This window comes from Streptomyces sp. NBC_01474, from assembly GCF_035918215.1.
GTDB classification, from domain to species: Bacteria; Actinomycetota; Actinomycetes; order Streptomycetales; family Streptomycetaceae; genus Streptomyces; species Streptomyces aureus.
This window is the reverse complement of the sequence record NZ_CP109449.1, coordinates 2,038,696-2,059,282: the sequence shown is the minus strand read 5'-3', so window position 1 is coordinate 2,059,282 and position 20,587 is coordinate 2,038,696. Positions and strand designations below refer to the sequence as shown.

At 65.2% G+C, this 20,587-nt stretch carries 22 protein-coding genes; 15 read left to right on the top strand and 7 right to left on the bottom strand.

Features of this window, described 5'->3' with window-relative positions; genetic code table 11:
• Nucleotides 1-85 precede the first annotated feature (85 nt).
• Nucleotides 86-3,952, top strand: a complete 3,867-nt coding sequence (locus tag OG758_RS09855) for a S8 family peptidase (RefSeq protein ID WP_326709630.1) — start codon at nt 86-88, stop codon at nt 3,950-3,952.
• Between the two features lie 327 nt (nt 3,953-4,279).
• Here OG758_RS09855 and OG758_RS09850 read toward each other — a convergent pair whose 3' ends face one another.
• Entirely contained in the window at nt 4,280-4,537 is a 258-nt protein-coding gene (locus tag OG758_RS09850; protein WP_326709629.1) for a hypothetical protein, read from the bottom strand.
• A gap of 3 nt (nt 4,538-4,540) precedes the next feature.
• On the opposite strand from OG758_RS09850, the gene OG758_RS09845 reads away from it, so the two are divergent.
• The 4 genes from OG758_RS09845 to OG758_RS09830 are packed head-to-tail and all read left to right on the top strand — an operon-like array spanning nt 4,541 to nt 7,114.
• The gene (locus tag OG758_RS09845) at nt 4,541-4,765 is read left to right on the top strand and encodes a hypothetical protein (protein ID WP_326709628.1); all 225 of its coding nucleotides are present in this window, start codon (nt 4,541-4,543) and stop codon (nt 4,763-4,765) included.
• Entirely contained in the window at nt 4,762-5,880 is a 1,119-nt protein-coding gene (locus OG758_RS09840; RefSeq protein ID WP_326709627.1) for a hypothetical protein, read from the top strand. Before OG758_RS09845 ends, OG758_RS09840 begins: the two co-directional genes overlap by 4 nt.
• Nucleotides 5,861-6,646 carry an SDR family NAD(P)-dependent oxidoreductase gene (locus OG758_RS09835; protein WP_326709626.1) on the top strand — a complete coding sequence of 262 codons (786 nt, stop codon included), beginning with the start codon at nt 5,861-5,863 and terminating at the stop codon, nt 6,644-6,646. Before OG758_RS09840 ends, OG758_RS09835 begins: the two co-directional genes overlap by 20 nt.
• A gap of 30 nt (nt 6,647-6,676) precedes the next feature.
• The gene (locus tag OG758_RS09830; protein WP_326709625.1) at nt 6,677-7,114 is read left to right on the top strand and encodes an NUDIX hydrolase; all 438 of its coding nucleotides are present in this window, start codon (nt 6,677-6,679) and stop codon (nt 7,112-7,114) included.
• Between the two features lie 625 nt (nt 7,115-7,739).
• Here OG758_RS09830 and OG758_RS09825 read toward each other — a convergent pair.
• A complete protein-coding gene (locus OG758_RS09825; protein WP_326709624.1) occupies nt 7,740-8,396 on the bottom strand; it encodes a helix-turn-helix transcriptional regulator in 657 nt (218 codons plus the stop codon).
• A gap of 93 nt (nt 8,397-8,489) precedes the next feature.
• On the opposite strand from OG758_RS09825, the gene OG758_RS09820 reads away from it, so the two are divergent.
• Nucleotides 8,490-8,693, top strand: coding sequence for a hypothetical protein (locus OG758_RS09820; RefSeq protein ID WP_326709623.1), 204 nt, complete (start codon nt 8,490-8,492; stop codon nt 8,691-8,693).
• Nucleotides 8,694-9,021: 328 nt separating this feature from the next.
• Nucleotides 9,022-10,128 (top strand): endonuclease NucS domain-containing protein, encoded by a 1,107-nt coding sequence (locus OG758_RS09815; RefSeq protein WP_326709622.1) that lies wholly within the window; start codon nt 9,022-9,024, stop codon nt 10,126-10,128.
• 188 nt (nt 10,129-10,316) lie between these two features.
• On the opposite strand, the gene OG758_RS09810 is transcribed toward OG758_RS09815, so the two are convergent.
• The 4 genes from OG758_RS09810 to OG758_RS09800 all read right to left on the bottom strand — a co-directional run bounded on the left by OG758_RS09810 (nt 10,317) and on the right by OG758_RS09800 (nt 12,448).
• Complete coding sequence (locus tag OG758_RS09810) at nt 10,317-10,616, bottom strand: hypothetical protein (protein ID WP_326709621.1); 300 nt, start codon at nt 10,614-10,616, stop codon at nt 10,317-10,319.
• Nucleotides 10,617-10,844: 228 nt separating this feature from the next.
• A complete protein-coding gene (locus tag OG758_RS09805; RefSeq protein ID WP_442810280.1) occupies nt 10,845-11,399 on the bottom strand; it encodes a GIY-YIG nuclease family protein in 555 nt (184 codons plus the stop codon).
• A gap of 97 nt (nt 11,400-11,496) precedes the next feature.
• Nucleotides 11,497-11,694 (bottom strand): DUF6959 family protein, encoded by a 198-nt coding sequence (locus tag OG758_RS48910; RefSeq protein ID WP_442810279.1) that lies wholly within the window; start codon nt 11,692-11,694, stop codon nt 11,497-11,499.
• 352 nt (nt 11,695-12,046) lie between these two features.
• Nucleotides 12,047-12,448, bottom strand: a complete 402-nt coding sequence (locus OG758_RS09800) for a hypothetical protein (RefSeq protein WP_326709620.1) — start codon at nt 12,446-12,448, stop codon at nt 12,047-12,049.
• Between the two features lie 475 nt (nt 12,449-12,923).
• On the opposite strand from OG758_RS09800, the gene OG758_RS09795 reads away from it, so the two are divergent.
• From OG758_RS09795 to ku, 6 genes are all read left to right on the top strand, one after another.
• On the top strand, nt 12,924-13,259 hold the full coding sequence (locus OG758_RS09795) for a CU044_2847 family protein (RefSeq protein WP_326709619.1): 336 nt from the start codon (nt 12,924-12,926) through the stop codon (nt 13,257-13,259).
• A gap of 63 nt (nt 13,260-13,322) precedes the next feature.
• Nucleotides 13,323-14,489 carry a S1 family peptidase gene (locus OG758_RS48905; RefSeq protein WP_442810416.1) on the top strand — a complete coding sequence of 389 codons (1,167 nt, stop codon included), beginning with the start codon at nt 13,323-13,325 and terminating at the stop codon, nt 14,487-14,489.
• A gap of 260 nt (nt 14,490-14,749) precedes the next feature.
• Nucleotides 14,750-16,891: a hypothetical protein gene (locus tag OG758_RS09790; protein WP_326709618.1), complete on the top strand. Its 2,142-nt coding sequence runs from the start codon at nt 14,750-14,752 to the stop codon at nt 16,889-16,891.
• A 303-nt stretch (nt 16,892-17,194) separates the two neighbouring features.
• A complete protein-coding gene (locus OG758_RS09785) occupies nt 17,195-17,482 on the top strand; it encodes a transposase (protein ID WP_326709617.1) in 288 nt (95 codons plus the stop codon).
• 2 nt (nt 17,483-17,484) lie between these two features.
• Nucleotides 17,485-18,390 (top strand): IS3 family transposase, encoded by a 906-nt coding sequence (locus OG758_RS09780; RefSeq protein WP_326709616.1) that lies wholly within the window; start codon nt 17,485-17,487, stop codon nt 18,388-18,390.
• Nucleotides 18,391-18,705: 315 nt separating this feature from the next.
• Nucleotides 18,706-19,611 (top strand): non-homologous end joining protein Ku, encoded by a 906-nt coding sequence (ku, locus tag OG758_RS09775; protein WP_326709615.1) that lies wholly within the window; start codon nt 18,706-18,708, stop codon nt 19,609-19,611.
• Here ku and OG758_RS09770 read toward each other — a convergent pair.
• The gene (locus OG758_RS09770) at nt 19,608-19,943 is read right to left on the bottom strand and encodes a DUF6233 domain-containing protein (RefSeq protein WP_326709614.1); all 336 of its coding nucleotides are present in this window, start codon (nt 19,941-19,943) and stop codon (nt 19,608-19,610) included. The genes ku and OG758_RS09770 overlap by 4 nt on opposite strands.
• Nucleotides 19,944-19,997: 54 nt before the next feature.
• On the opposite strand from OG758_RS09770, the gene OG758_RS09765 reads away from it, so the two are divergent.
• Together OG758_RS09765 and OG758_RS09760 are read left to right on the top strand one after the other, a co-directional pair.
• Complete coding sequence (locus OG758_RS09765; protein WP_326709613.1) at nt 19,998-20,342, top strand: hypothetical protein; 345 nt, start codon at nt 19,998-20,000, stop codon at nt 20,340-20,342.
• Nucleotides 20,343-20,355: 13 nt separating this feature from the next.
• On the top strand, nt 20,356-20,568 hold the full coding sequence (locus tag OG758_RS09760) for a hypothetical protein (protein ID WP_326709612.1): 213 nt from the start codon (nt 20,356-20,358) through the stop codon (nt 20,566-20,568).
• Nucleotides 20,569-20,587: the final 19 nt, after the last annotated feature.

Here is a 20,587-nt window from a genome sequence, read left to right as displayed (position 1 = left end):
CGCGGAGTCGGCCGGACGTTCGGTCGGTCCCCCTCGGTATCAATTGCCCCGCAGCGCCCACCAGTTGAGCGTGAAAGGACAACCGATGCACAAGGCCCGCCTCAGACGGGGGCGCACCGCCCTCATCAGCGGGATCGCGGTGACAGTCGCCATGTCACTGACGAGCCAGCTCGGAACCGCGACAGCCGCCACACCCCCGGCGCCTCTCGACCTGAGCAGCCGCCCGACGCTGCAGAAGCAGGCGGCGACGACGACGGCGGTGACTCTGATCACCGGCGACACGGCCTCGCTGACCACCGAGCCCGACGGCAGGCAGGCGGTCTCCGTCATCTCCGGGGCGGGGACGTCCAAGACGTTCGAAACCGTCAGCGGACAGAATGGCGACCTGTACGTCTACCCGGACGACACCACGGCCGCGGTCGCCTCGGGCACGGTGGACCGTGAACTGTTCAACGTCAGCCGGCTGGTCCGGGACGGGTACGGCGACGCGAAGACCGACGAGGTCCCCGCCATCGTCGACTTCCAGGGGAAGCCGACCGCCGCCGCCCTGAAGCAGAAGACGGAGGACCTGCCGGGCAGCGACAACGAGCGGGTCATGCCCCGGCTGGGGCTGTCCGCGGTGCATGTCGACAAGCACCGCGCGAAGGGCTTCTGGCAGGCCGTCAAGCCCGCCCAGTCACGCAGCAGAGATGCCCAGGCCGCCACGGTCCCCGGCACTGCCGGGGTCTCCAAGCTGTGGTACGACGGCAAGGCGAAGGTCGCACTGGACAAGAGCGTGCCGCAGATCGGCGCCCCGGAGGCATGGGCCAAGGGGTACGACGGCAAGGGCGTGAAGGTCGCCGTGCTGGACACCGGCGCCGACCTGAACAACGCCGACATCAAGTCAGAGATCGTCCAGAGCCAGAGCTTCGTCAACGGCCAGACGGTCCAGGACGGTCACGGCCACGGCACCCACGTCGCATCCACCATCGCGGGCAGCGGCGCCAACTCCGACGGCAAGTACAAGGGCGTCGCCCCCGGCGCCGATCTGCTCATCGGCAAGGTGCTCGCCAACAGCGGGCAGGGCCTGGACTCCAGCATCCTGGCCGGCATGGACTGGGCGGTCGGGCAGGGCGCCGACGTCGTCAGCATGAGCCTCGGCGGCACCGACACCCCCGGCGAGGACGTTCTGACCAACGCGGTCAACTCGCTCAGCGCCTCCTCGGGCACCCTCTTCGTCATCGCGGCAGGCAACGACGGCAGGAAGGGCGAGTCGACAATCGGCAGCCCCGGCGCCGCCGACGCGGCCCTCACCGTCGGCGCCGTCGACAAGTCCGACGCGCTCGCCGACTTCTCCAGCCGCGGCCCGCGCCTCGGCGACATGGCGATCAAGCCGGAGATCACCGCCCCGGGTGTGGACATCGTCGCCGCCCGCGCGGCCGGCACCACCATGGGCACTCCGGTGGACGCCAACTACACCTCGGCCAGCGGCACCTCGATGGCCACCCCGCACGTGGCCGGCTCCGCCGCGATCCTCAAGCAGCGCCACCCCGACTGGACCGGTCAGCGCATCAAGGACGCGCTGACCGCGCACGCCAAGTCCGCTGCCGACCAGACCGTCTACCAGCAGGGTTACGGCCGGGTCGACATCCCTGCCGCCCTCGACCCGTCGCTGGAGCTGTCCGGCACCGCCGACTTCCGCGTCATACCGTGGCAGAAGGGCACCTACCCCACGCGCAGCCGCACTCTGACGCTGCACAACAACGCCGCGACCGACACCGCGGTGACCGTGACGGCCGACGCCAAGGACGCGAGCGGCACCGCGGTCCCGGCCGGCACACTGTCGCTGTCGGGAGCGGACCTGTCCGACGGCCGGGTCACCGTACCGGCCGGCGGCACCGCCGAGGTCACCGTCACGCTCGACAACAACGGCCTGAAGACCGGCCAGTACAGCGGATCGGTCACCGCCACCTCCGACAGCGGCGAGTCGGTGCACGCCGCACTCGGCTTCGTCACCTCCGTCGAGCAGCACGACGTCACGCTGAAGGTCACCGACCGCTTCGGAAAGACCCCCAAGGCGCTCAAGTTCACCCTGCACGGGATGGACAACAACTTCTGGCAGAGCCAGACCCTGTACGACAACGGCACCGCCACCCTGTCAGTACCGCTCGGCAAGTACTCCATCGAGGGCTCGCTCTACTCGGCGGACCCCGCCGGCGGTGCGATCTCCTACGCGGCCGACCTGTTCGACGTGCCCAACATCGAAGTGAGTGACCGGGACCAGACCTTCACCGTCGACGGAACCACCGCCACCGACCTCAGCGTGAAGATCAAGGGTGAGAACCGGCCCCTGGAGAACGGCCAGGTGACCACGTTCATCGTCCGTGACGACGGCACCGCAAACGGCCACACCAACTTCTCCGGCATCGGCAACCTGCTCAACCTCGCCGACACCAGGCAAGGCGCCATCCCCAGTGCCGGCGCCACCAACGGCGCGCTGCGCCTGGAGACCTCCCTGGCCCGGCGCGAACCGCTGGTCCAACTGGAGGTGACAGGCCCCGGGCACGTGACCATCCCGCTGAAGTCCTCGGTGAACGCGAAGCGCTTCGAGGGCACCAAGCACACCGAGCTGGTCGACCTGGGCGCCGGCACCGAGCAGGACTTCGCCGGTACCGACGTCAAGGGCAAGACCGTTCTGGTCTCCGTGGCCGATGTCACCAAGGCCGACGACCAGGCCGTCAGGGCCGCGGCTGCCGGAGCCGTCGCGATGATCGTGGCCCCTGCCGTTCCCGGGCCGAGCGGAAGCGGCGTCCCCGCCGGCCAGACCATCCCGGTCGCCCACGCCACGTACGACAACGCAGCAACCCTCAAGGGCCTGCTGGCCAAGGACAAGGTCCGGATCGCCCTGAAGGGCGTCCTGGAGTCGGGCTACACCTACAACCCGCACTTCACCGACGACCGGATCCCCGCCGACCTGGCCAAGAGCGTCGACGTCAAGGCCTTCGCCAAGGTCACCAATACGTTCCACTCCGACGGAGCCCGGCGCCTGGGCGCCGAGAACATGAACGTCTGGGGTCCCCTGCAGGTGAGCACCGGCTCCGTCGGCCAGCCCCTCTACCAGGGCACCACCCGCGACGACTACTTCCTCGCGGGCACCGGGGTGACGTACCAGCCGAGCGTGTCGGCCGACTTCAACTCCTCCTCGGCCTGGAGAATGAACGGCCAGCGCGCCACCTACCTCACCCCGGGCAAGTCCTACACCCGGAGCTGGTTCGATGCCCCCATGCGTCTGTCCCAGTACGAGTTCGGGCCGTGTGTGTTCTGCCGCACCGACGTCTGGCAGAACCTTCCGGGCAGCAACGGTGCCGACAACGATCCCACCCACACCCTGTCGGGCCTGACCGGCACCTGGAGTTTCTACCTCAACGGGCAGCCGATCACCGGCTTCGGCCAGCTGGCGCAGGAGAAGGCGGACTACCGGTACGTCCTCGACCAGAAGCTGACCAAGGACGTCCCGGGTGTCACCCTGGGCCGCCAGATGCGCACGGAGTGGAACTTCAGCCAGGCGGCACCGACCACGATGGCCATCAAGGACTGCGACACGGCGTTCATTCCCACGCCCAAGGTCTGTGAGTCCATGCCGGTGCTCCTGCTCGACTACGACCTGCCGCTGAACGTGCTCAACCAGGCACAGGCCGGACTGCCGTACACCTTCACCGTGAACGCGGCACGCCCCAAGGGCTGGGCCGGCTCCACGGCGGTCGCCGGCGCCAAGGTCTCCGTCTCGTACGACGACGGCGCCACCTGGAAGGAGGCGAAGGTGCTCCGGAAGGACAGCAACTCCTTCCAGGCCCTGCTGCGGCACCCGAAGCTCGCGGACACCAACGGATACGTGACCCTCAAGACCGAGGCCTGGGACGCGGGCGGCAGCCGCACGACCCAGACCATCACCCGGGCATACGCCCTCAAGTGAGGCGCTGAGCACCTCGTACGACAGAGCGGCCCCCGCCGGGTGGTGACATCCGGCGGGCGGGCCGCTTTCCGGCATCACGGCGAGACTTTCGCGCACCGGACGGCGTCTTGGACACGCAACCCGGCCGGCTGGTCGGCGAAGAGATACAGGGGCCACAAGCGCCGCAGTCTGGGAGACGGTGGCACGCTGGCAGGACAGCCCGCTCATGTCGACTGTGGCGGCAGAACTGCTGTCCTAGCCGCCCGCCGCGAGCTCGCCGCCGCCTGAGCCGAACTCTTGAGCCCGCGGCCCCAAGAGATCGGTCCCACGGGTCTTCTCCCCGCTCAGCTAGGAGGCTGCGAGTAGTTCGTCGACGAGTGTCTGGGTCTTCTTGTCGATCTGGTCTCGGGTGAGGTGCCGGTTCGCGTCTTGCCATCGTGCGATGGCGGAGCGCAGTCCGGTGCGGTTGCCTGCTGCGGCCTCGGCGCGCATCAGGGCTCGATAGAGGGTTTCGGAGTGGCCGTCGGCGTTCAGGCCGGTGGTGCAAGCCTGCCGGGCGCTGGGGAAGTCCTGATGACGGCCGTCCTGCGTGCGGTAGCTGGCCACGTGGTGTGCGGTGTCGACGATGTCACCGCGCTGCTCGCGAAAATCCAACTCCGCTTCAGCGGGATCGAGTGCCCCTCTGACAGCGACGCCCTCACCGTGCTCCTCGACGCCAAACGGCAAAACACGAACCGGGTCGTCGCCGCCCGCACCGAGCGCTCCGCCACCAAAGCGCTCGCGGCCATGGTCCTCAAGAGCTGGCTGGACACCCTGCCGGGGACGGCCCGGTGAGCGCGGGCGGCCGCCTGCCCCTGGCCCCAGCGGCCACCTTCCACAAGGCGACGGCAAGCCGCGAGCAGGGCGCCACCGAGGCGAAGGGCTGGGCACAGCTCGCTCCCCGCATCACGGTTCCGGCCCTTCACGGACAGATCGCTCTGCCCGACAGACAATTCCTCGCCTACGAGGATGTCTTCGCCACCGGCCAGTGCGAGCTGCTGATGGGCGATGTCATCGCCGTGGCCGACCGGGACTCGGCCGTGCTGCCCCGCCTGGACCGCCTGGTGGACGGCGTCTGTGCCGACCTGCGGGCAGCGGCCGAGGAGACCGGGAAGCGCACGCTGCTGGCCGACTGTGTTCCGGACCTCTACCTCGACCGGATCCGTCCCGGCGGCCGGCTGGACTGCTGGTACCTGCGCCGCGACCTACCGATCGCCCTGCCCCACACCGATACGACCCTCACCCTCCGGGAGCTGGCCGACCTCACCCTCACCGCCAACGGCAGGCAGCTGACGTTGAACGTCGCCGACATCATCGACAGCCTCCGCCACGCCTTGGCCCCCGACCGCTGCTGGCTGGCCGGCCTGACACAGGGCGACCCGACGGAGCCCAACATCGCCGATCCGCTGTGCTGGCTCGATTTCGAGTTCGCCGGCCGCAACATCGCCGTGGGTGAAGCCGCCAACATGCTCTGGTACTTGATGGCCCTCGGCGGCTGGCTCGTCCCGGACTACCAACCCGACGTATACGCCCGCACCCTCCGCCTCGCCCTCCCGCCACAAACCCGCCCCCGCATCGAACACCTGGAGCTCCATGAGAGCCGCCGACACATCGACGTCCTGTACTCCTGGAACACCGGCCCCGGCCGGAGTGCGGCCATCGCCCGGGCCCTGGACGGTCTCCAAGGAGAGGACGGCACCACCCTGCAGGAGATCCACGCCCACCTTGCCCTGCGCATCCTCGGCGTCATTCCGGCAGCCCGGCTGACCGGACACGACCTCCTGCTCGTGCTGATCAAGCTCGCCGAAAGCCAGGACCCGATCACGACCCTCGACACGTTCTTCACCACCACACAGGCACCTAACCCCAACCACGGTGAAGGGAGCAGCCATGCCCCTGCCCCTGCTTGAGATCCCCCTCCAGGCCCGGCCGCTCCAGGGCCGCAACGCCCTCGTCACCGGCGGAGCCACCGGCATCGGCGCCGAGATCGGACGGGCCCTCGCCGCAGCCGGAGCCACCGTCGCCGTCAACCACCTTGGCCAGGACGCCGACGCCCTCCTCGCCGCCCTCGAGCGCGACGGAAACGCCGGCATCGCAGTGAACGCCGACCTGACCGATCCCACCGCCGTGCAGACCATGGCCGACCTCGTACGTGCCGAGATCGGGCCCGTCGACATCCTCGTCAACAACGCCGGCTCCTACCCCCGCGTCCCCTGGCAGAACACCGACGAAGCCGCCTGGAACTACTCCCTCGACGTGAACCTCACCGCCCACTACCGCACCTGCCACGTCCTGACTCCCGGCATGATCGAACGCCACTGGGGCCGGATCGTGAACATTGGCAGCGTCAATGCCCGCGCCGGCCGAACCAACCTCGTCGCCTACAGCACAGCCAAGGCGGGCCTCCTGGGCCTGACCCGCTCCCCGGCCCGCGAGCTCGGCCCGCACGGCATCTGCGTCAACACCGTCCTGCCCGGCGCCATCGAGGTGGAAGCCGAGACCGCCATCCCCGCCCAACACCGCGCCCGCCCGGAAGACCAGATCAACCGCCAGTGCGTCCCGCGACGCGGGCGCCCCGAAGACGTGGCAGCCCTGGTGGCGTTCCTCGTCGGCCCGTCCGCATCGTTCATCACTGGGCAATCCGTCCACGTCGACGGCGGTTGGCTGCTGCACTGAGACCATCAACAAACAAGGAGACAGAGCGAAATGATCGAACGAGTCCGAGCCGTCCTCGTCACCGCGGACGACACGATGCTGGTCATCTGCCGCACCAAGCCCGGCCTCCCCGTGTACTGGGTCCTGCCCGGCGGCGGCGTCGAAGCCGGCGACGACTCCCGGGAAGCCGCCCTCCACCGGGAGATCCACGAAGAGGTCGCGGGCAACGCCGACATCGTCCGCCTGCTGCACACGATAGAGACGGACGAGGAGCGTCAGTTCTTCTACCTCGCCCGCATCGCGACGTGGAACTTCGACGACCGCACCGGTCCCGAGTTCAGCGCCGAAGGCCGAGGCGAATACGCGCTGCAAGAGATCCCGCTGACCGTGGAGCGACTAGACGGCATCGACCTCAAGCCCGAGGAGATCGCCCACGTCCTGCGTGGTGCCATCGATGACGGCACCCTCATGGACGCATCGGCACTCTGACCGCCGCGTGGATGTGCGGACGGGGCCAATGCTGAAGTGCGTTGATCCCGTCTGCGGTTGTGTGATCAGGCCGTGAAGGTCAGGCGTGCGGCGACGCCACGTGCTGCTGGGGAGACCGGCCCTCCAGGCCGCGTGACCGAACCTGTCACCCAAACCTGCAGCAGACCCGATTCCCGTCCCGCCGCCTGGGGCGAGGCGCGGCCATGGCTGTCTTGGAGGCAGGAGCGGCACCCAGGAGCGGAGCCGGGAAGCGCACCTGGCGGAGCGGAGCGCAGCCGTGTGCCTTGATGAGAGAAAGTTCTATTGCGTTGCTGTCAGACGCTTGCTGTCGTGCTCCGGCGCGTGGGGCCGGCGCCATCGAGGGCGTTCAGGAGACTCCTCAAGCGGGACCCGGAGCAGTAGCCAGGCAGATAGACACGCACGCAGAAACAGGTGAAGCGTCTACCGAATCCGGTAGTCGTCTTCGCACCCTCACCTCAGACCACCGCTGAACCCTCGACCAAGATCAGCGACACCCGTGCTGCCCGCCGCCGACGGCGCCGCATCCTCTGAGCGGAAAAACCCGGCGGCACCCCATGTCCGCATCCACATCAGCATCGACCGATTCTGATGTGGATGACAGTGGTTAGACCCCGGGTCCCGGGTCACCGCCGCCGTCGAGGCATTCCCTTGCGGCATCGAGCCAGTCGCCTGCTGATTCAGCAACCCGCTCGCGTTCGATGCCGGTTGCCCGTCGAGGACGAGCCGACCAGCACCACCATCTGCGTGCGCCCGTGCGCCCGTGCGTCGTGGCGTCGACGAGAGCAAACAGTTCCTCATCGTGCCTACGGCCCACATACGACGGCAGTGGGGACTGCCGCCCTCGCCCGATCGCACCGTCCGGGCCTCTGCCGTATCCATGACGCGTGGGGACTTCGGCCGCGGGATGCACTTCCAGGTCATGCGGATTGCAGTCCGCGATTGGCTTTCCCAGTGCGCCGCCCGGGCCGTGAGGCGCCCCACTCGCAGTGGCCAGCAAGTCTAGTAAGGGGCGGACTTCTAGGCGGAGGGCACGCGCCAACGCGCCCACCGTCTGCGCAGTAGGCGAAGGCGCGGTGTTGCTGAGCGCCTGGCTGACCGAGGTACGGCCCAGGCTGGCACGGCGGGCCAGTTCAGTCTGGTTCAGCCCCAACGCAACCCGACCAGCCTCCAGTTGGGCGCGCAGTTCCGCCAGTGCGGCTGCCGGATCCTGGAAGTGGTTCGTCCCCACGCTGCCCCCCTGTGCTGTGCCGCTGTTCGCCATCGTTCATCTTCGACCGTGCGAACCACGGCGAACACTGGATCCACAAGATTCGGCATCACGACAACACTCGCTGTGCCGAGAGGAACTGACACCATGTCTGACCACATCGCCCTGATTTTGCTCGCCTGCACCCTGGCACTTGTGGTCGCCGCCATCGTCGGGACGGGCGCCGGCTACCTCGCCCGCCGCGACTACGCCACCTATCCCACCGCGCTGACTCGCGCCGCTGTAGCCTTCGCCGCGACCCTCAACCTCGCCGCCGCCCTCACTACAGCCCTGTTCGCACTGGGGTATTAGTTCCTGCCGTAGGCCAGATATGAGTCAGTCACCGGCCAGGCAAACTGCCGCGATCACTGTCGCGGGATCACCGGCATGCGTAAGGTGCGGTTCGTCTGCCTCGGGGAGAAAGAAGCGGGCGCGGTACCGCTGGAGGTCACTCACGGAGAAGTAGGGTCGACTCGGCCCCGCTGCCGCCGCACATACGAAGATAATGTCGGCGACGCTTGAATTGTGAGCCAGTTCCGCACGGCCGGGTCGAGCGACAGGCGTTCCTCGCCAACTACGGCTTCCGTGCGGCCTCCAGCTACCTGCTCGTTCACGATGTCGGATCAGAGGAGGAGCGCACGTGCCATTGGAGTTCGGGCTGTGGCGAGTGGATGACAGGCCGATACGGGTCACTACGCGGCCGATGCGAGTGGAGGCGAGACTCGAAGACCTCATTGAGGCTGATCCGGAGATCCTGGGGAGGCCCCTCCTCTTGATCGGTCGGCAGGTGCAGACCGACCACGGAAAATTCATAGACCTACTCGGCATAGACGTCGAGGGGGGCTTGCACGTCCTGGAGCTCAAACGGGACCGCACGCCTCGGGAGGTCGTCGCCCAGCTCCTCGACTACGGCTCTTGGGTCCAAGACCTCAGCAATGAGCAGGTGCGTGAGATCTACGGAGGGTACGCCCGAGGGCGCGGCTTGGCAGAGGAGCTGGACGAGGCGTTCGCGCTCCGCTTCGGTGGCAGCCCGCCGGAAGCGCTAAACAGCGCCCACACCCTCACTGTCGTCGCGAGCGAGATCGATGCGGCCACGGAGCGGATCGTCACCTACCTGGCAGCCGGCTACCAGGTTCCCCTCAACGTACTGTTCTTCCGCCACTTCGAGGATGAGGGGCGCTCTTATCTCGCCCGTACCTGGCTGATGGACGAGGCCGAGACGGTGGTGGCTCCCGCTGGTGCCAAGGCCCGCGGGAAACAGGAGCCCTGGAACGGCACGGACTGGTACGTCTCGTTCGGGGATGAGTCCGGAAGCCGCAGTTGGGAGGACGCCCTTCAGTACGGCTTTGTGTCAGCCGGCGGTGGAGACTGGTTCTCCCGGACGCTGCGCTCTCTACCTGTAGGGGCGCGGGTGTTCACCCATATCCCCAAGGCGGGATACGTAGGAGTGGGCACGGTGTCCGGTGAGCCGCGGCCCTTTGAGGACGCCACGCTCACCGTTGACGGCGAGAGCCGGCAGATGGCCGAGCTACCCCTAAAGGGCAGCTACCGAGCCCACGCAGATACGGCGGACGACGGAGATGGGGAGGACCGCCGCGAGTGGGTCGTGCCAGTCGACTGGGAAGAAGCTCTGCCGCGCGCGGGGGCGTTGTGGCGGGCTGGCTTCTTCGCCAACCAGAACTCCGCCTGCAAGCTCCGCGCCCGCTTCACGATCGAAGAAGTCTCCCGCCACTTCGGTATCGGTTGACGGCGCAGGAGCCGCCGAGGTCGCGCTACGGGGCTCAGCAGCGTTAGAGCGAGGCGGGAGACCAAAACTGAGACTTCGCACGTTGAAGGGCCCCACTGCGAACTCATTTTGCTTGATCTCCGCCCGTGTGGGCCGCCCGGGGGATCGGCGCGATGGGGCCGGGCGCAGGCCGGGCCGATCGAAGAGTGTTAGCGGCGGCGGAACACGCAGACGAGGCCAACGCGTTCGTCGCCACTGAGGGTCTTGCTCTCGCCTGTCGCCATGTTGGCCAACGCCCATCCTTCGGCTTCGATGGCTTCGATCTGCTCGCCTACGCCGGTCATGGGTCCGGTGTAATCAATGCTGCCCCCGCTCGCTTCTATGATCTTGTACACGAGAACGGCGCGTCCTTCGGCGTAGGCCTTACGCGCTTCGTCGGTGGCACCTTGCGCCTTGGCATTCTTGATGAACTCGGCGCCGCGCGCCATGGCGTCGTTGATGAACCCCACGGATCCCCCAGGAACGTTGAGATGGAAGACCCATCGTCCCGACCGGTGTGGACGGTGTGAAGGGGTATGACGTGCCTGTGACGTTGCGATCTGCAAGATCGATCGCTGCGCGATGCGAGGTGCCGGAACGAGGCCAGCTGGTCGCTCACACATCCGGCTTCAGTCACCGCCGTGTGCCATCGTTCGCCGTCATTGACGTCAGTTGGTGATGTCAGACCGACAGACGGTCTATGCGCTGACGGCCAACTCTCGTGCGCGCTCGCGAGCTTGGGATCTCAGGTTCTTGAGACGGCTGTGGAACGGGTTGTGGCGGTTCTGGTCGAGGTTCAGCGGCAGGTCGAGTTGAGAGATGAGTTCCGACTCCAGCGCCCACGGTTCGTTGTGCTCGATCCAGCACACTCGGGCGTTCTCTGCCATCCACTGGCTGAGGACGGCTTCCCCGGCCTTGCCGAAGGTCATACGCGTCCCGCTCCCCACCCGACGAAGCTCAATCCCGAGCAGGCAACCGAGCGTGAGGCGAAGCGTCGATCCGGCCGCATTGCCCCGGTAGTGATACCTCACGCGCTTACGCAGGTTCTGCGTGCTGGTCCGGTTCGCCATGTGTCGCGGGGCTATACCGACGTAGAGCAGGCGCCCGGCATCGAGGTCTGGGCAGGGAGCGGCGATGAGACAGTGGCTGAGCGTCTCGGAGAGCGCGGCTGGCTGTCCCGGGATGCTGAAGTGTTTACGACACCCTCGTGACAGCAGCGATCGAGGTCGCCACGCAGACCGAAACCCCAACACCGCTCCTTCACGCCCTGATCCGGGCGTCGCCGAGCACCTGCTCGCGACGGGCGAGGGTCGCCTCGTACAGGTGTACCGCGCCAGCAATTCATCGAGGTCAGCCAGTAGCAGGCCAACGGTTTCCTGTGCCCCGGCGGTCGCCCTGGTCGCAGGCTTCAAGGACTTCGGCAACTTCACTGTGGATAACGGAGAGAGAGTCACCCTGGATCAAGACGCCGGGGAACCGACGCGGCGGCAGGCGCACCACAGCGTTGTTCCCACCGTCCGTGAACAGCTCTGCCTCAACGCGCTCCATCGCACCATCCAACCCCGCTGGATGCCCACGAGGTCCCGCGGCCGGACTGATCTCAAGGCTCCGGTCAAAGCTGGATCGCTGCTTTGTAAGGGCGGGGGTACGGGGTCGCCGTGATGCCCAGGTCACAAGGGCTCTGGCTGCAGCCCAGGTCAACGGCGCATCTCGACTGCAGCAAACCCTCATTGACCGTGATTGACCGCACGATGTGGCACGGCTGTGGCACGTTCTAAGCGGCCGAGCGCTTAGAAGGCGCCCGGACAGTGCGGGAGAGGACACCGCCTGAGCTGCCTTTATCCGCTATCACTGTTGGCTGGCGAGCTCGCTTCGACACGCATTCGACACGGCGGCGACGCTACCAGTCGCGCCACCGGTCCGTGAGTTCGTAGTGCCCCAAACCATGTCGTGCGGTCAGAGCAAGGACATTGACTCCCTGCTCGGCGAGGGCTTCGTCGATGTAGTGGCACAGTTGCTCACGTTCGTCCGTCTCGTAAGCGGCACCGTCGTGCTCGTCGTTGACGGCGTTCAGGGCCAGGACAACACGCTGAACTGCATCGAAGATGCGCTCGTCGGAAGCATCCTGGAGCGCTGAGATATCTGCTTCGAACGCGTCCAGGACGCTGTCTGTGGCGGTGATCAGGCTCTCCGGGAACAGTTCAGCCATGCACGCACAGTCCGCATCCAGCGTGCCGGTGGCCAGCTTGCGTTGCTCCCTCTCTATGCCCTTGCGCCAACCTGTCGTGGGTCTTTCGTTCATGGGCGGACCGTACAGCTGGCCACTGACAGCGCTGCTCCGCGATCGCACACGACTCCGGAGGGCAGGCGCCATTGATCTTGACTTCCCGGCATGACCTGAGGAAACGTCAGCAGGTAGCGAGAAGTCTCGGACGCTCACGCGCCACTCACGCGCGCCCTAGCGGAGAGGCGTTCGCGTGAGCCAACGCGTCACGAGGCAGGCCCTGACTTCGAGGTCCAATCACTCCAAGCTCGACAAGGCCCTGACCTGCATGGAAGCGGATGGGGCGGGTGCCGTCGTCATCTGCGCCACCGGCTATATCCCGGAATGTTGCATTCCGTGAGCGCGCGACCAGCGGCCGAAGAGCTTGATCCTTAAGGGGGCGGGAACGAGGTGGCTTTAGTCTGACCGCGCACCTCCTCTCTATCGGCGGTACGCGCGTGGATGGAGCGGTAGTCTGCCTGCGGAGACAGCCAGTGTCGTATGGGAGTGGACAGTGAGCGGGGAAGAGCGAGTTGTAGAGGCCCGCCTGCCTGACGGTGGGCTCGTCTCGATCGTCGCGATGGCGACCGACGGACACGACCCTGCGCAGGACATCGCCGCCCGGGGCGTCCCCTCGCTTGACGATGTGCGGTCCGCGATCACGGGCATGGCTACCTTGGCTCGTGACGCTGTGCAGGCTGTTCGCCCTGATTCGGCGAGCGTAGAGTTCGGTGTTGATGTCAAGGTTGAATCCGGCAAGCTCGGCGGCTTGATTGTCTCTGGCTCGGCAAATGCAACTCTGAAAGTTACGCTCACCTGGAATTCTGCGCCGACTCCACCGTCGGCTTGAGGGAGCAGAGCGGCGCGAGGCAGCTAGTTGGAGTCGCAATCAAATCCTGTGCATGACCTGCTTATGGAGTGCACAGCTCAAGTAAGATCAACTAGAGCAATTGGCACGGGCTTTTTTGTTGCGCCTGGTCGACTAATTACGTGTGCTCATGTCGTCGCAGAGGCATCCCGAATCGGGGAGGCACTTACGGTGGAAATGCGCGATATGAGTCACTCAGCTCACGTTCGCGTTATTTGCCCCCCACCCCCAGAGCTCCCCGCGCAGCTAGCAAGCCCCTATCCATGGCCAGACATGGCCTGTTTAGAGATCGACTATCAGCAGCATCGCTGCGTTCAGCTAGATCCAAGAGAGCCGAGCCTCGCGCACCCTGCTACGGAAGGGTGGGCATGGGGCTACACTGATCGTTTCCAGCAGAGCATCTTCCGGCCGTCATCAGCTCGGTTTATTTTCGAAGGGCCGGCTGACATTGGGGATGGTCGTAGGTGGACTCTCAAGTCCGGTCAGGCATCGCCTGGCATGAGTGGCGCGCCTCTTCTCAACCAGGACACCCATCAGGTCTTCGGAATGGTTACGCGCACGCGAGATGCTGCGAGCGACTTGGGCGCGTGGGCAGTGCCCATAGTCGAGGCGATGCGTGTCTCGCCAGGTCTATCAGAGCTACTCGATCTGAATCTTCGATTCCACGAATCTGATAAGACTTGGCAGAATGCTCTAGCGCGTAGTGCGCAGCAGACGGTTTTGAGGCCCAGCATTGTCTGGGTGAACAGCGGGGACCCTGACACTGTTAGCCCGATCATCGGGTCCGCTGTTGACATGCTAACGGCGCAGTGGCCGCCGAATGAAATTTCTGTGACCAAGGTCCGATTCGCCTCCCGTCCCGGAGCAGAGGCAGATGCGATCGACAAAATGATGGCGCGCGTTTCAGCAGCAATCATTATCGTCGATGACGAGTCGCCCTCAGCCTCCTGCGTGGAGCTTGCAGAGGCAGCGGCGCGAGGTGGCATCCCCACTATTGTGCTTTCCAAAATGGATCTGGACTGGTACTCGAAGGGTCTATTCGAGCAGCTAGGAGCTGACCATGCATACTCTTTCGAGTATGGAACCTACCAAGGCGAGTCACCCATCCAAGCTGTCGTGGCTTATCTGAATAGAACGGCTCTCCAGATGGATCGCATGGATCCCGGTAGACGGCGAGGAAATCTTCGCTCCATTCCCATGCGAGGCAGGTGAAAGACGATATGAATGACTGGGTAGTGGCGGCACTTTGCCCGCACGACGTATTGCCGGTTAATGGGCGAGATCCTGGGTACTCGCGGAGTGCCACCGCACTTTCATTTGTCCTCTTGGGGCGTCTGATGGAGTACGATCTTTGGCGTGGCCGGGAATCTCCCGAGTCTGTCCCAGATCTGCTTGGCGAGTACCCGATGCCCTCTAGTGAGTGGGCGTTCGTTCGCTCGGTCTTGCGCTCTGTCTTGGACGAGACGCAAGAAATGGGAGCCATCGAACTCGAAAATTTCGCTTTCGATGGAGATCTAGATTCCGACCTGCGGGCCATTTCGTGCATTCTAGCAAGTGTCGCATATGCCGACATGGAAATGCATGATCAAGCCCTTCATATTTGCGAGCGGCTACTCGAAGAGCAGCCGGATCTAAGCGCTTTCCCTAGCGTCATGATGCAGCTTCAGGCATCCCTGCGGAACGCAGAGGTCAAGAAATACTCACGCGCTCTATATTGGGCAAACTCTGCGAAAGTGAAGATTGCAGAGTTCCCGCCTGGCGGCGCTCATACTCTAAAAGTAGCGCTCGACGGACTAAAGTATTCGGCTGAAAGCAACGTCGGCGCCATGAATGCCATGCTGTCCGATGAGTTTCTTCTGGCTGAACGTGGTGATCGGCCGGCCTCCCCCCGCTTCTGGATCGACCTTGACTCAATGGCATCCTCAGCCGCTGTTGAGTACATGTCGGAGGACTTCAAAAATCGAATTAGAGATCGAGCCTTGCCGAAGCCTCCTCGCGCGATCAGAAATGATGACTACATCTCGCGTAACCTGTACGCCTACTACTTGCGCGTACAGGTGGTTGGTCATTGGCATAGATACCTTGAAGCTTCTCAGCGGCTTGGGATGGAGCGAATGCTTCGACCACTTGAGGGCGCAGACGGAGTAACAGCGCAGTTTAGCCAAGGGCTGGCTTACCTCAGGAAAGGTTGGGGAAGTCGTAGTTATATCGATGGACTGCGACTCGTACGTGAAGAGGGCCCGCTAGATGCGCTAGACAGCGAATTGCAGAAGGCGCTAGGAAGACTAGAGCGCGAAGTTACCGATCTTGAGTTTCACCTTCTTCGTGTGGGAGCTCCCCTGCTCCGAGCTGAAGAAGCTGACTCGGTAATCCGTTCGTTGCTCGACGATCGGCTTCCTATGCATGCGCGTAGGGCTCATGGTTGGTACCGAACCGAATTTCCGCTTTGGGATGCGGTAGCGGCTTTGGCTCGAGAGCTTGCGGATGGTGATTATCTATCGCGACGCATAAGGGAAAGAGTGGGAGATGAGGATTCGACGCAATCTTTCCACATGGGTAAGGCTGTCGACGTCCTCGATTGGTCCCTAGTTTCCTCCACTGAGCAAGAGAATTGGATCAACCTGCTTCGCTCAAGTGCTGCTGTCGACGGTGACTGGCGTACTCTGCTTGACTCGGTCCTCTATGAAATCTGCCGAACCGGAAATCCTGTAGCCAGAGAGCTCTTCCACTCGGCGTGCCGCACGGAACTTACACTTGAGCGCTCTGCGCAGCTAGTGGACTTGCCAGATGAGGTGGGTGCAGACCTACTAGGAATCCTTTCTGGAGCCGTTGCCGATTTGTGCACAAGGGAAATTGGCAGAATCCGCAATCAAGCTTCGCGAGGATCGTGGAATTTCGGTGCCAGTAATCCTGCTTTGATTGGTGCGGCTCTCTCGACCAAGAGGCCGTGGGATTCCATTTGGCCTGCGATTTCAGAGTTCCTGCGGGATCCGCTGGTTGCAGCGGATGACAAAGAGCCAGTCTTGGACTTTCTTGCCGTCCGGGTGAGTGAAATCCCGAGTGATGTTGTGCGAGAGATTTCAAGTGATCCAGATCGCTTGACTTCAGTTCATTCTGGCCTATTCGATAGTTCCGATCGAAGCTCTGGTGCACTGTTCAGATTTCTCTGTGCTGCTCAGGCAATTGGATCGAATGATGCCTTGGTCACGCTTCTTCGACTTTCAAGCACGTCCGCATCGAGCGTTCGCGTTGAGGCAGCCAAGTCGCTACCCGCTGCCCGCAAAGTGCTAGGAGACGCCCTTGCTATCGGATACTTGATGCAGATGACTGCTGACGTATCAGTGTTCGTGCGGGCTCAGGCTGCCGAGATGCTCGGGTACTGCCTCGACGACGACTCTGGAAATGTCGATCGCCGACTGGTGAGTCAGAGGTTGGTGCAGATGCTCGGCGCGAACGGTGTGGCTGTGCCGTTCGGTGCCCTCCGTGGTCTACTGCGGGCTAAAAGGAGAGGCGTGGCACTCGGGTATCCCGATATCTCTGAAGAGTTGCGTAAAATCGAGCGCGATCATCCTATTGCCAGAGTTCGAAAGGCAGCAAGATCTCTACTTGATTGAGCGCATGGCGGACTTGATTGCCGAGAGCTCCCTGGCGGTGCACTCGCTCGGAGTCGCCCCTGCCAGGTTTCAGGCACTGCCCGTCGGAGCTGGTGGCCATCCTGCTCACTGCCATCCGAACGATTTGCCCGCAGCCGGGAACGCGGCCCCCTCCCACCCGGTGCCGCCCGATTCCCCGCCGGAGGCATCGCCTTCCGACGGAGAGTTGAGCTGTGCGGTTGCCCGCTGCACAGCCCCGGCACCCATCATGTTGTCCCTCCCCTCATAGCGTGAAGACCGTGACTGCAGGGGAAGTTGAGAGTCATGGCGGAGAAGCGTCGAAAGTTCGATCCGGAGTTCCGTGAGGGGGCAGTACGGATCGTGGCGGAGACCGAGAAGTCGGTCGCCGAGGTCGCCAAGGATCTGGGCATCAACGAGACGACCCTGGCCAGTTGGGTGTCCCGGGCCCGCCGAGCCGGGACGGCGCCCGGTGCGGAAAACGATGAACTGGAGCGGCTGAGGCGGGAGCATGCTCAGCTCAAGCGGGACAACAAGGAACTGGTCATGGAGCGTGATGTGCTCAAACGCTGCATGGTCCTGTGGGTGAAGTAGCCGTGGCGGACCCGTCCCAAGTGGTCGGGGCGATTAGCGACTTCAGGACCGAGCAGGGCATTCCGCACCGCATCTCCTGCCGCGCCCTGGGCGTGAGTGAGTCGTGGTTCTACAAGCACCGCGGCCGCAGGCCCACCGCGCGACAGACGCGCCACCTGCTGCTGGTGGAGGCGGTCAAGGAGGAGTTCACGAGCTCCGGCGGCACTTACGGCTCCCCGAAAATTTGGATCACGCTGGTTCGCAAGGGCTGGCGCGTCTCGGTGAACACCATCGCGAAGATCATGGCCGAGCTCGGCCTGGCGGTCCGCACGGTCCGTAGACGGCGTGGGCTGACCAGGCCGGGCAGGCGACCGGCCAGCCCGGACTTCGTGCGCCGCGACTTCGCCGCGGAGGCGCCCGACCTCGTGTGGTGCGGGGACATGACTGAGATCGAGACCGGCGAGGGCAAGCTGTATCTGGCCACGGTCATCGACCTGTTCTCCCGCCGCCTGCTCGGCTATGCGATGGGAGAGCGACACGACGCCGGCCTGTTCGTCGCTGCCCTGAACATGGCCGCGGCCACCCGCGGTGGGGACGTCCGCGGCGTCATTTTCCACACCGACCGCGGCAGCGAATACGCCTCGCGAAAGTTCCGACGGGCCTGCCGCCGGCTGGGCGTCTTTCAATCCATGGGCCGGGTCGGCTCGTGCTTCGACAACGCCGTGAGTGAGGCGTTCAACAGCGTGCTGAAGGTCGAGTACGTCCACCGGCACGCCTTCGCAACTCGCGCCGAAGCCCGGATGCGGATTGCGACCTGGATCACCAATTTCTACAACACGCGACGACTGCACAGCGTTTGCGACTGGAAGAGCCCGATCGACTACGAACACGGCTACCGGGCCGGCTTCACCGAGGAGCTGGCTGCATAGGAAGGTCTCCACGAAACGGGGGGATTGACATGTGGGCGGGCGTAGGCGTAGTGCCCGTAGCGCGGGCCGAAGGCATGAGCGCGAAGGGCGGCGGAGCTGGGAGCCCGCCCGGTGGAGCCGAGCGCAGCCGGTCTTGATGAAGTAGAGAATGTTCTATCGCGTCGGCGTCGGACGCTTGCTGATGTGGCTCCGGCAACTCCCCGGGAGTGCCCGCCGTGTCTGCGGGGCCGGTGCGCTCGACGAGGGCGCCCGGGTGCTGGTCGCTGATGCCGCTCGTAGGGTGGGATCTCTAGGGGGCTGCTCTGGAGGTTCTTCATGCCCCATGCTGTTTGGAGCGGAGCTATCAGCTTTGGCCTGGTCACGATCCCGATCAAGGGCACGGCTGCGACCGAAGATCATTCGATCCGCTTCCACCAGTGCCACCTGGACGACATGGCTCGGATCCGCACGCGGAAGTTCTGCGAGATCGAGGGGGCCGAGGTCCGCGCCGAGGAGATTGGCAAAGGCTACGAGGTCAGCAAAGACACGATCGTCGCCATCTCGGACGAGGACCTCGCTGGCCTGCCCCTGACCACGGCGAAGGTGATCGAGATCGTGGCGTTCGTGCCGTACAGCGAGATCGACCCCATCCGCATCGGCGAGGGCTACTACCTTGAGCCCGACGGCCAGGTCGCTGCCAAGCCGTACACGCTCCTGCGTCAGGCTCTGGAGCGGAACTCGAATGCGGCCGTCGCACGGTTCGCGTGGCGGGGGCGGGAACGCCTCGGCCTGCTCCGCATCCGAGGCAACGCGATCGTCCTGCATTCAATGCGGTGGCCGGACGAAATCCGTTCCTCCGAGACGCTCGCCCCGCCGGCGGTCGACGTCCCCGAGGAGGAGATCGAGCGCGCCCTAGCGCTTATGGACGTCATGGCGAGCGACGACATTCCCGAAGACGCGGCGGTCGACCGGTACACGGATGCGATCTCCGACCTGATCGTCGCCAAGCAGGGCGGCAAGGAGCTGCCCCACGCAGCCGAGCCGGAAGCCCCGGCCGGAGCCGTCGTCGACCTCATGGCTGCCCTCCAGGAGTCCGTGCAGAAGGCAAAGGCCTCCCGCGGCGAGGGGAAGCACGCGACCGTCCACGACATGCCGAAGAAGACCGCAGCCAAGAAGACGGCCGCGAAAAAGGCCGCCGGCAAGAAGGCGCCCGCGAAGAAGTCGCCGAGGCGCAGCGCCTAGTCGAGCACGCCCAGCTCCGTGTCCGGCCGGCAGTGCGTACACGCGGGCACGCCCTCGGTGAGACCACGGAGGGCCTGATCGCGCTCGACGCCGCGGGACCGCTTGCCCGCCATGTGACAGCCGCCAACATGCACGTACACGGGGTCGCGGCCGCCGAGGCCCATCTCGATGAGCCAGTCCGGGGCGGGCGGCCGGGTCTGCTCGCCGTGGCGCCGCTCGGCCTCGCGGCGTTCTTCGGTGGCGATCCACCGGTCGATCTGCTTGACCTGCTGGACTGCGATGCGGCGCGCGAAGTGCAGCATGTCGAGTCGCGAGGTCGAGCTATCGTTCATATGTTCGATAGTACGTCGGCGGTCGCCGCGCCATCGCCAGGGCAGGAGGTACCCGTGGACCTCACTGACCTGCTGCAACGGCTCGCCCTCGACCCAGCCGACCTGAAGCCCGGGCCGCAACGGTCGGCGAACCAGGAGGACGCCGCCGCGCGCCTCGGCCCTACCCCCGGCCCCGTCCCGTGCGTGGCGTGCGGCGACCCGGCCCGCTCCACCCGCATCATCGCCACCCCCGACCACGGCCGACGATGGCTCGACCTTTGCCGCGACTGCATGCTCGCCACCGCCGACCGCGGTCGACGGGCCGTGCCGCTCGCCGACACCCTGGCTGTATTGCGTGCCGCCGCCGAGGAGGCCGGCTTCACGGTGCGGGTTCTCGTCGACCCGCCGCAAGGAGCGTGACACAGTGCAGGACATGGCCGACCTGGACCGATACCGCGTCACCCTCACGACCAGGGGAGCCGTTGTCATGCAGGGCGCGTGGTCCAACCGCGAGACCGGACAGCGAAAGTTCCGGTCATGGATCGGCAGCTATGGCAGCATCCCGGGTGCCCGGATCACACTGGCTGAGCAGGCTGCGGACGAGTCGTGGCGTGAACTGGAGGCATGGCCGGACAGCGCGGCGTAGCTGCCGTCAACTCAGGCGC

What these genes read in the sequence shown, in the direction of transcription:
- OG758_RS09855 (WP_326709630.1), top strand. Translation starts at nt 86, where the DNA reads ATGCACAAGGCCCGCCTCAGACGGGGGCGCACCGCCCTCATCAGCGGG.
- OG758_RS09835 (WP_326709626.1), top strand. Translation starts at nt 5,861, where the DNA reads ATGCCCCTGCCCCTGCTTGAGATCCCCCTCCAGGCCCGGCCGCTCCAG.
- OG758_RS09830 (WP_326709625.1), top strand. Translation starts at nt 6,677, where the DNA reads ATGATCGAACGAGTCCGAGCCGTCCTCGTCACCGCGGACGACACGATG.
- OG758_RS09825 (WP_326709624.1), bottom strand. Translation starts at nt 8,396, where the DNA reads ATGGCGAACAGCGGCACAGCACAGGGGGGCAGCGTGGGGACGAACCAC.
- OG758_RS09820 (WP_326709623.1), top strand. Translation starts at nt 8,490, where the DNA reads ATGTCTGACCACATCGCCCTGATTTTGCTCGCCTGCACCCTGGCACTT.
- OG758_RS48910 (WP_442810279.1), bottom strand. Translation starts at nt 11,694, where the DNA reads ATGGAGCGCGTTGAGGCAGAGCTGTTCACGGACGGTGGGAACAACGCT.
- OG758_RS09800 (WP_326709620.1), bottom strand. Translation starts at nt 12,448, where the DNA reads ATGAACGAAAGACCCACGACAGGTTGGCGCAAGGGCATAGAGAGGGAG.
- OG758_RS48905 (WP_442810416.1), top strand. Translation starts at nt 13,323, where the DNA reads ATGGAGTGCACAGCTCAAGTAAGATCAACTAGAGCAATTGGCACGGGC.
- OG758_RS09790 (WP_326709618.1), top strand. Translation starts at nt 14,750, where the DNA reads ATGGGAGCCATCGAACTCGAAAATTTCGCTTTCGATGGAGATCTAGAT.
- OG758_RS09785 (WP_326709617.1), top strand. Translation starts at nt 17,195, where the DNA reads ATGGCGGAGAAGCGTCGAAAGTTCGATCCGGAGTTCCGTGAGGGGGCA.
- ku (WP_326709615.1), top strand. Translation starts at nt 18,706, where the DNA reads ATGCCCCATGCTGTTTGGAGCGGAGCTATCAGCTTTGGCCTGGTCACG.
- OG758_RS09770 (WP_326709614.1), bottom strand. Translation starts at nt 19,943, where the DNA reads ATGAACGATAGCTCGACCTCGCGACTCGACATGCTGCACTTCGCGCGC.
- OG758_RS09760 (WP_326709612.1), top strand. Translation starts at nt 20,356, where the DNA reads ATGGCCGACCTGGACCGATACCGCGTCACCCTCACGACCAGGGGAGCC.